The following is a 9,774-nucleotide window of genomic DNA, read 5'->3' as shown; positions in this document are numbered from 1 at the left end:
GAGGTTCTTCAATGAGGCAACGAAGCCATCAACCGGAGGTTTTCAGATGAGGCAACGAATCACTTTTCCCGGAGGTATTGCAATGAGGCAACAGGCGGGCCAAAGCAGGAGATGGGTGCGGCCCGGGAGTACGGAACCGGGGGACTCGTCACTCGAATCGGCGCCCGTCCATCGTCAGGCCCAGCAGAGCGTCCCGGCGGGGTTTGTGCGCTGAAGATCTGGATAAACGCCGAGCTGGCAGCCCGGAGTCAGGCTAACGATGAACTCTTAGCCGAATTGGACGGCCGTGTTTCCAGGGCGAGCCGCGCTAATGCACGCTCCACCAAGTGGCGTTGCCGGGAACCGGTGACAGCATCCGGGTCCAGCATGGAGGTCACGTGCAGGCCCATCATGATGTTCAGCAGCTCATCGGCAACCGTGTCCGGATCTGCCAAAGGTGCGCATTCGCCGTCGTACTCGGCTTCTGCGAGGAAGCCCATCACCAGGCCGCGCCAATGCAGCAGCGCATCCCGCCCCACGGTCCTCAAAGCTTCCTCTGTTTGCGCGCGCTGCCAGAAGGAAACCGCCACGCGGGCTTCCACCACGGTGAGCGGGTCCGCCGGAATGATCTCCAGGCAGAGGCCTCGTAATCCGGAGAGACCCCGGCGGCCCTCCGTACCGGCGGCGATCCGTTCGTTGGTACGCTCGCAGATCAGTTCGTAGGCAGCCAGCAGCAGGGCGTCCTTGTTGGGGAAGTAGTAGGCCAGGACGCCGGGGGCCGCATAGCCGCATTCCCGGGCGATGTCCCGCATGCTGGCGTTCTCGATGCCCTGCTCCGCGATCAGCCGCCACGTGGTCTCGATGATCGAACGGCGTCGTTCCTGGTGGTCTACCAAGCGGGGCATGATGCTCCTTAGTTCGTGTGCTGGTGTCCATCGCGCCGCCGTGTGCACCCTACCACCGCGGGAACGCTTGCGCGCCCCCGCGGAGTGGACCGGCGTCAGTGCCCGCAGGTGTCCGGCCCGGAATGCCCGACGGCGGTGCCTGCGGCTGTGTTTCCGGGTGTGCAGTGTCCCGACGCCGACGACGGCACGTTCAACGTGGGGTTCGCGTCGAAGAAGCCGTGCGGCTTCAGGCTGAAACCGGTGGTGTCCACGGGCATGACAGGCCAGTCCTCCGGGCGCGGGAAGTGGGTCAAACCAAAGGAGTGCCACACCACAAGGTCCTGGCCGTCGATGTCCCGGTCCTGCGCAACATAGGCTGGAAGTCCGGCGCCGCCCGGGTGCTGGTTGACGAAGTCGCCGGCCGCGTAGAGCTCCTCCTCCGCGTGCCGGGTGACCCACAAGTGGTGCCGGGCGAAGGCCGCGCGCGAGGCGATCGAGGAATCATCCGCCATGGCCAAGGTGGGGTTGCCTTCCGGGTAGAGCGTGTAGCCGACCGGGTGGCCTAGCTGGTTCAGTGAGTCCGGGTTGCTGATGTGCCATACCCGGCCCTTGGTTCCGTCGGCATCGCGCACAGCCTCGGATTCACGGGCCAGCAGTGTGCGCTTCTGGGTGAACGCGTTGCCGTGCGGGTTCCCTGGCCCCTTGGGCACCCGCACGAGGTCCAGTTCCTCCACACGGTTCGCGGCGCCGTCGATCATCATGTCCAGCCGGGCGCTGAAGAGGTGCTGGTGGTACGGCGCCCCGAGGCCCGGCGCGATTTCCGAGGCGTAGGCGTAGCCTTTGTCCGGGAGAGCGGCCGTGAAGACGATGCCTGTGGCTTTGGCCTCGAATTCGATGGTGCCGTCCAGGTAGAGGTACCAGTAGAAGCCGTAGTCGTAGTTGCCCACCGTGGTGAAGAAGGACACCACCAGGCGGCGGTTGCGGCGCACCTCGTTGGAGCCGGCCCATTCGTCCGTGTGCTTCCAGAGGATGCCTGCGTCTTCCTCGTGGATGCAGATGCCGTTTTCGATGGTGCGCGGGTTCCCGAAATCATCGGCTACCACCGGGGACATGTACGTGATGTCGCCCAGGCAGTCGCAGCCGAGCTTGAGCGAGTTCGCGTCCCGCCCCACCAGGTATTCGCCGGAGTCGAAGTAGTTCTGCCAGCTCCGGTACGGGGACGGGTCGCCGTACGGGACCACCATTTCGGAGATCGACGCGCGGTGGACTACCGGGCGCCTGCGTCCGCTGTGCGTGTGGTGGAGCTGGTGGAGCACCAGTCCTTCACGGGCGTCGAAGCCCACGCGCAGGTCCCAGCCGGCCCAGGAGAGGTGGTTGCCCTCCAAGGTGAAGCTGGGACCCTCGGGCTGGGTGATCTCGATCGGCTTCAGGTCAGTGCGGAGCACGCCGTGGATGGCGGGGTCGGTGTAGTTGCCGTTGACTTCGGGTACCGGCACGGAGCCGTCGTCGATCAGGTGGTTCACCCGGCGGTTTTCCACGTCGACAAAGGCAACGAGGCCATCTATCGGGTGTGCCCAGGCGTGGTCGCCGGGGTGGTCCTGGCGGAAGCCCAGGCCACGGAGGAGCCGCCTGCCTTCCTCGTTCGCGTACTCGAAGACGCCCGCTGACAGCGGGGCGACGCGTACTTGCGAAGGCGTGAGGCCTCGGGCCGCGAGGGCGGCTTTCCACTGCGGATCTTCGGCCAGGATGTCCTCGATGATCCCGAACTCCTCAAGAAGGACGGGCAGTTGACCGTCGACGGCGGGATCCAGCTCGCGCCGGTCAAGGACCTGCCCGGTGGTCAGGGAGAGTCGGACGTCCAGGGAGCGGGACAGCGCAGCGTCCCAGAGCATTGCCCGGACCGTGCGGCCGGCATCGGTGGCGTCCCCGTGGAGTGCGGACTTCGGCGGTTCAACCAGGCCAAGGTAGGCGAAGCGGGTGGTGTCGGCCACGAGCCCGGCGTCCGCCAGGATGCGGCGGGAGTCGTGGATTTCCTGGGCCGTGAGCTGTTCAAGGGGGTGCTGCGTCAGCGCAGCCAAGGGGGTCGTCTGAAGGGTCATGGCACTTCCTGAAGTCGGCTTTTGATGGTACAACTGTTCAACCAACATTTTGATGTTACCCATCTCACAGGCTCGGCGTAAAGTCCTTGTCCCAGCGCCGGGCAGCCAGGAGGACCATGGACCCGCAAACCCGGCGGCTCTCGGTGCGTCTGCCAGCCGCTCGCGTTCCGGCCGGCATTGTCGGCACGGCAGTCGCGGCCAGCGCCACTGCCCATGCTGTGGCGGCGGCCACCGGACCGGCCGGAGCCATGGCGTGGTGGATGGCCGCGATGGGTGCCATCTGCCTGGCCTGCGCCGCTCCGATGGTGGTGGGGCGACGCTGTGCCGGGCGCGCCGCCGGGCACCTGTTGACCATGAGTGCGGCAATGATCCTCATCCACTTGGTTCTTCTTACCGCGCCGGGGGCCGGAACCCATCACCGACCTGCCAAGGGTGCCGCAGCCGCTGCGTTCGCAACTCACGACGGGGCAATGCTCGCACTAATTGGAGTGGAACTCTTGTGCCTCATGGCGGCCTCCGCAGCCCTCCGCCTATCGCGAGGCAAGACGTCCGCAAACCCCGCACCGCGGCCCGTGCCGCTGTCGACCACTGACCCCACGTACTGACCACACCACCGCCCAAACGGAACCACCTGAGGAGCCTCCATGAATAGCACCCCCACCACGATTTCCACCGACTGGCACGGCCGGGCCGATGCCCTGGCGATCGACGGCAGGGCCTTCATCGACGGACGCCGCGTAACCGGAAGCGGCCGGCTTTCCCGCGCCACCATCAGTCCCATAGATGGACGCGTCCTGGCGGAACTGGCCACGTGCGCTCCCGCCGACGTCGACCGTGCGGTGTCCGCCGCGCGCCGGGCCTTCCCGTCCTGGTCCCGCAAGGGTGCCGCAGGGCGCAAGGACGCGCTGCTTGCACTGGCCGCGCTCATGGAGCGGCACTCGGACGAACTGGCGCTTCTGGAGACTTTGGACAGCGGCAAGCCGATTCTGCAGACCACCACGGTGGATGTTCCCGGGGCGATCGCCACCCTGCGCTGGTATGCGGAAGCGGCGGACAAGCAGAGCGGAGAGCTTCCCGCGGTGCCTCCCGGGGCTACCGCGTTGGTGACGCGAGAGCCGCTGGGTGTCGTGGCCGGCATTGTGCCGTGGAACTTCCCCCTGGAGATTGCCGTCTGGAAGTTGGCTCCTGCGCTTGCCGCGGGAAACACCATGGTGCTCAAACCTGCGGAACAGACCTCGCTGAGCGTGCTGCGCCTGGCCGAGCTGGCCACGGAATCGGGGCTTCCCGACGGTGTCCTGAACATCGTCACCGGTACGGGCCGCCAGGTGGGCGCTGCACTGGCAAACCACATGGACGTCGATGCCCTCGCGTTTACGGGATCCACTGCCGTCTCCCGCACTCTCCTTGAAGCCTCCGGACGCAGCAACCTCAAGCGGCTCAGCCTCGAGGCCGGTGGCAAGAGTTCCAACATCATCTTCGTGGACACGGCGGATCTTGAGGCGGCGGCCGCCAAGGCGGCCTTTGGTGCGTTCTACAACCAGGGCCAGGTGTGTTCGGCCAACTCGCGCATTCTCGTCCAACGCGCCGTCCATGATGAGTTCTCCGCCTTGCTTGCCGGCGCCGCAGCCGCCTATTCGCCGGCACATCCGCTGGCGGGGTTGGAGGGCAATGGTGCGCTGATCAGTAGCGCCCACACCGACGGCGTCGAAGGTTGGATTGCGCGCGGGCGCGCCGAAGGGAAGGTGCTTTTCGGCGGTGCACGGCGGGACATCTCCGGTTCCGATGCATATCTGGAGCCCACCCTGTTGGGCGGACTCCCGGCGGACCACGATGTGCACCGTGAGGAGATCTTCGGCCCCGTGGCCGTGCTGCATCCCTTCGATACCGAGGAGGAAGCGGTGGCCCTGGCCAACGCCACCGACTACGGCCTTGCAGCCTCGGTGTGGACCTCTGACCTGTCCCGGGCGCATCGCGTGGCCGGCGATTTGCTGGCTGGAACTGTTTCCGTGAACACGGTGGACGCATTGGGAAACACCACTCCCTTTGGAGGGTTCAAGCAGTCAGGCTTCGGGCGCGATCTTTCCCTTCATGCCTTCGACAACTACACCGCACTCAAGACCACCTGGATTCAGTTCGGTTAGTGGTCCGGGGCATCCCGCCTGAAGTATCTGAATTACAGATGATCTGCATCGAGAATCAATGGTTTACGTGATGCCGATCACATGCCTACGCTGGGTTTCGACAGCAGGCAATGTCAGGCAGAAGTATCCCGGGGGAACTGCCGGTTCCGCCATCGTCTGCACTTCTCCTTCCTCCCTCGTAAGGACACATGCCATGAGAACCACGCTCCGTTCACAACTCTTCGAGATCGAACAAGAGTCCATTGCACCCATCCCCGCAGACGCCCGGCATGGACGTTCCCGGGAACTGTTCACCATCTGGTTCGGTATGAACATGACGCCTCTGACCGTGGTCACAGGCGCCACTGCCACCACGCTCCTTGGCCTTCCCCTGCTGAGCTCCATCATCGCGATCCTGCTGGGCCACGCGCTCGGAGGGATCGGCATGGCCCTGCACGCTGCGCAGGGCCCGCAGTTGGGGGTGCCGCAAATGCTCCAGGCTCGTGGCCAGTTCGGTTCGCGCGGGGCAGCGTTGATCGTGCTGGTGGCGATCGTGATGTTCGTGGGCTATTTCTCCTCGAACGTGATTGTCTCCTCGGATTCGATCACCACCCTCCTGCCGGAGGCCAGCGGAACCGCCCTGATCATCGGCTGTGCCGTCCTCAGCTTCGTCATCGCGGCCTTCGGCTACAATCTGGTGCGGAAGGTGACTGCCCTGGGCGCCTATGTCGTCGGCGCGCTGGTGCTGGTCTCTTTCGCGGCGCTGCTGTCCAGCGGTGATTTCTGGGCGCAGCTGAACCAAGGCGAATTCACTTGGACCGGATTCCTGGCCATGCTGGCCATCGGCATCGTCTGGCAGCTGACCTATGCCCCTTATGTCTCGGACTACTCTCGGTACATGCCGGCCAAGTCCGGCGCCCGGGGTGCGTTTTGGGGAACCTATCTGGGCTGTGTCCTCTCCAGTGCCCTGCTGATGGTGCTTGGCGCCGGCGTCGGACTTGCGGTCCACGGGGCAGGCGCCATGTCCGGACTCAACGGCATTCTGGGTCCTGTGCTCGGCTCGGTGGTCCTGGTGGGCTTCGCGCTGGTGGCCGCTGCGGGCAACTCCGTGAATGCCTACTGCAGCGCACTGTGCGCCTTGACTTTCGTCGAGACGTTCGTCAGCGGCTGGCGCCCGGGCGCCAAAGCACGCCTGGTGACTTCCCTGGTACTGCACGTGCTGGGAGTGGTGCTGGCCCTGGCTGCCTCCACCAGTTTCGCTTCCTCCTACTTCAGCTTCCTGAGCGTGTTGCTCTACGTGCTTATTCCGTGGTCCGCGGTAAACCTGGTGGACTACTACATCATTCGGCACGGATCGTACGCCGTCGATGAGTTCTATGCCGCGGACGGCGGCCGCTACGGACGCTGGAATGCCGGTTCCCTGATGGTCTTCGCCATCGGCGTCCTCGCCCAGATCCCCTTCATGGCGACGCCCTTCTACACTGGCGCGATTGCCGAAGCCATGGGGGGAATCGACATCGCCTGGCTCGTCGGACTCAGCGTCAGCGCCGTGGCGTACATCGTCCTCGCCCGCACCGCACCTGCCCTGGTGCGGCTCAACCCTGGCTCCGGCGAGCCCGTTTCCTTTCGAAAGTAACGTCATGACCCATGCAGACTGGATCTTCAGCGGCGGCCCCGTCCACACCATGGACCCGTCCTGCCCGCGCACCGATGCCGTTGCGGTGGCCGACGGCAAGATCGTGGCCCTCGGTGCCGAGGCAGCAAGCTGGCGCGGCCCCGCAACCGAACTGGTTGACCTGGCAGGGAAGGCACTGCTGCCCGGCTTTCAGGACGCCCATGTGCATCCGATCGCAGGGGGACTCCAGATGCTCTCCTGCGACCTCAGCGATGTTCACTCCCTGCGGGAATACCGCACACTGATTGCCGAGTACGCCCGCGCCAAACCTGAAGCGGAATGGATTAAGGGTGCCGGCTGGTACGGAGACGTGTTCGACGGCGGTTTCCCGCACCGCGCGCTGCTGGACGAGCTTGTCCCGGACCGCCCGGTCTTCCTGATCAGCCATGACGGGCACGGTGCCTGGGTGAACTCGCGGGCGCTGGATCTAGCAGGGATAACCGATAGCACCCCCAACCCCGACGGCGGCATCATCGCCCGCGACGGCTCCGGCCAGGCAACCGGAATGCTCATCGAACACGCCGCCGATCTCGTGTCGGCCCTGATCCCGGATCCGGACGCACGGCACGTCCGCGCGGCGCTGCTCACGGCCCAGTCCTATCTGCACTCGCTCGGGGTGACCGCCTGGCAGGATGCCGCCGTCGGCCAGGCTCTCGGCATGCCCGACTCGTTCGAGCACTACCTCGCTCTTGAGGAAGAAGGGCTGCTCAGCGGCACCGTAACCGGAGCCCTGTGGTGGGACCGCGATCAGGGCCTCGAGCAGCTGGAACTGTTCGCGGCCCGCCGGGCCAGGGCCACCGGGAGCTTCCGTGCGACGGCAGTGAAGATCATGGTGGATGGCGTTTGCGAAAACCTCACCGCGGCCATGACCCGTCCCTACCGAGGGCATCCGCACGAACGCGGGATGAGCCTGATCGAGCCTGCCGAGCTCGTACGGATTGCGGCGGCCCTCGACGCGGAAGGCTTTGACCTTCATCTGCACGCCGTAGGCGATCAAGCGGTCCGCGACTGCATCAACGCCTTGGACCTGCCGCGGAGGGAGGGCTGGGACCCGCGCCACCAGATCGCCCACCTTGACCTGGTGGATCCCGACGACGCCGCCCGTTTCGCGCGAACGGGAGCGATCGCCAACATCCAGCCACTGTGGGCGCGCCTGGATCCCGTTCTGGTGGAAACAAAGCTGCCCTACTTGGACGAGGGCCACCAACAGGTCCACTTTGCCTTCGAAACGCTTCGCCGCGCCGGCGTCGCGCTGGCCATCGGCAGCGACTGGCCAGTCTCCAGCCCCGACCCCCTGTGGGGCATCCACACCGCGGTCAACCGCACCGCACCGCCCGCCGATCCGCACGCCGGTGACTACCGTTCCCAGCATGAACCGCTGCTGCCAGGAGAAGCCATCACCCTTGGGGCGGCACTCGCCGCCTACACAACAGGCGCCGCACGGGCCAACCGCCTTGATGCGGAACGCGGATCCGTGCGGGTGGGAATGGTCGCCGACCTTGTGGTGCTCGATGCCGATCCCTATGCCACCGAGGCAACCGGACTGGGCGGAATCGGCGTCGAGCTGACTCTCGCCGGAGGGCGGGCGGTCTACAGCCGGGCAAGCGATGCCGATTCCTCCCTTACTTCTGCAGTAGCAAACTAGAGTCGTAGCAAAGGACCGATCATGGATCAGCACACAGCCTCAACGAGCCTTGCCCAAGAGCAAAGCAAACATCTGCAAAAATCCTTGGGCCGCTTCGACATCCTCCTTCTGGTGGTCGCGGCCGTCATTTCCATCGAAGTCCTGGGCCAGGTCTCCGGATTCGGCGGGGAGACCTTCACCTGGACCCTGATCCTGGCCGTCACCTTCCTGGTTCCATATGGCCTGATCTTTGCCGAGACGGGCGGGGCCTTCACGGAGGAAGGCGGTGTCTACGTCTGGACCAGGATGGCTTTTGGCCGTGGAGCGGCGGCGGTCACCTCCTTGTTCACCTGGGTCACGCAACCTGTGTGGGTCGGGGGAGCCATGTCCTTCGTCGCCGTGGAGACGTGGTCCAACTACGTAGGCAACGTTGAAGCCGGCAGCATCGGCGACTACGTCTTCAAACTCGTGTTCATCTGGATCACGGTCACCTCTGCGATCATCAGCCTGAAGCACGGCAAATGGCTGCCGTCCGTTGGCGCCATCCTCAAGGTGACCTTCCTGACGTTCTTCATCATCGTCACCTTTGTCTACGGACTGCAGCACGGATTCAACGGCCTGGACCTGGGGTTCTTCTCGCCGACGCTGGCCGGCTTCCTCGGCGTCACACCGCTGCTGCTGTTCTCTTTCCTGGGATTCGAATCAGGAAACAGCGCCGCCGGCGAGATGAAGAACCCGGCCAAGGACGTCCCGATTTCCGTGGCCCGCTCCTCGATGATCGCGGCGGCGAGCTATCTCCTGCCGATCCTGGCCATCCTGCTGGTGGTCCCGCTGGACCAGATCACCGGCATCGACGGGCTCTTCGGCGCCGTCGCCACGGTGTATTCCGTGTTTGGCCCCGCCGCCGAGGGGATGCTGTCAGTTTCCGCCGTCGTCTTCTGCTTCGTTCTGGTTTCCCAGGGTGCGGCATGGATGATCATCAGCGACCGCATGCAGGCCATGGCTGCCGCCGACGGTTCCTTCTTCGGAGGCTTTTTCGGACGGTTCCACCCCAAGTTGGGAACCCCGCTGCGCGTCAACACACTCTCCGGCATCGTGGCCACGCTTTTCATGCTGGCAGCAATGCAGTTGACCGGTTCCAGCAGCGCCTTGTTCCAGGTGGTGTTGACCATCGCGATCTCCACCTATCTTCTTAGCTACCTGCTGGCGATCCCTGCCGTCGTCCGGCTCCGCACCAAGTATCCGCTCGCTGAGCGGCCCTTCAAAGTTCCAGTCTCCGATACCGGCTTCCGTGTCCTTGAGCTGCCGCGAGGATTTCGGACAGCGGAATTGGTGGATTCTTCTACGCTGCCAGTGCTGGCTGTCGATAACCATAGTGGACTTCGTTGGGCCG

General features: G+C 65.0%; 7 protein-coding genes. 4 read left to right on the top strand and 3 right to left on the bottom strand.

Going from position 1 to position 9,774, the window contains the following annotated elements; all coding sequences use genetic code 11:
* Positions 1-248 precede the first annotated feature (248 nt).
* The 3 genes from ABIB26_RS23230 to ABIB26_RS23220 all read right to left on the bottom strand — a co-directional run bounded on the left by ABIB26_RS23230 (position 249) and on the right by ABIB26_RS23220 (position 3,338).
* Positions 249-884: a TetR/AcrR family transcriptional regulator gene (locus tag ABIB26_RS23230; protein ID WP_354248522.1), complete on the bottom strand. Its 636-nt coding sequence runs from the start codon at positions 882-884 to the stop codon at positions 249-251.
* Positions 885-979: 95 nt separating this feature from the next.
* A complete protein-coding gene (locus tag ABIB26_RS23225; RefSeq protein WP_354248521.1) occupies positions 980-2,962 on the bottom strand; it encodes a primary-amine oxidase in 1,983 nt (660 codons plus the stop codon).
* 64 nt (positions 2,963-3,026) lie between these two features.
* A complete protein-coding gene (locus ABIB26_RS23220) occupies positions 3,027-3,338 on the bottom strand; it encodes a hypothetical protein (RefSeq protein ID WP_354248519.1) in 312 nt (103 codons plus the stop codon).
* A 268-nt stretch (positions 3,339-3,606) separates the two neighbouring features.
* On the opposite strand from ABIB26_RS23220, the gene ABIB26_RS23215 reads away from it, so the two are divergent.
* The 4 genes from ABIB26_RS23215 to ABIB26_RS23200 all read left to right on the top strand — a co-directional run.
* Positions 3,607-5,103, top strand: a complete 1,497-nt coding sequence (locus ABIB26_RS23215; RefSeq protein WP_354248517.1) for an aldehyde dehydrogenase family protein — start codon at positions 3,607-3,609, stop codon at positions 5,101-5,103.
* A 193-nt stretch (positions 5,104-5,296) separates the two neighbouring features.
* Positions 5,297-6,718, top strand: coding sequence for a purine-cytosine permease family protein (locus tag ABIB26_RS23210; protein ID WP_354248515.1), 1,422 nt, complete (start codon positions 5,297-5,299; stop codon positions 6,716-6,718).
* Between the two features lie 4 nt (positions 6,719-6,722).
* Positions 6,723-8,402, top strand: coding sequence for an amidohydrolase (locus tag ABIB26_RS23205; protein WP_354248513.1), 1,680 nt, complete (start codon positions 6,723-6,725; stop codon positions 8,400-8,402).
* Positions 8,403-8,423: 21 nt separating this feature from the next.
* Positions 8,424-9,774 (top strand): APC family permease (locus ABIB26_RS23200; RefSeq protein WP_354248512.1); only part of this gene is annotated, 1,351 nt, incomplete at its 3' end.

This window comes from Arthrobacter sp. UYEF20 (genome assembly GCF_040546335.1).
Classification (GTDB): domain Bacteria; phylum Actinomycetota; class Actinomycetes; order Actinomycetales; family Micrococcaceae; genus Arthrobacter.
Note: the sequence above shows the minus strand (reverse complement) of the source record. Positions and strands in the feature narration are given on the sequence as shown.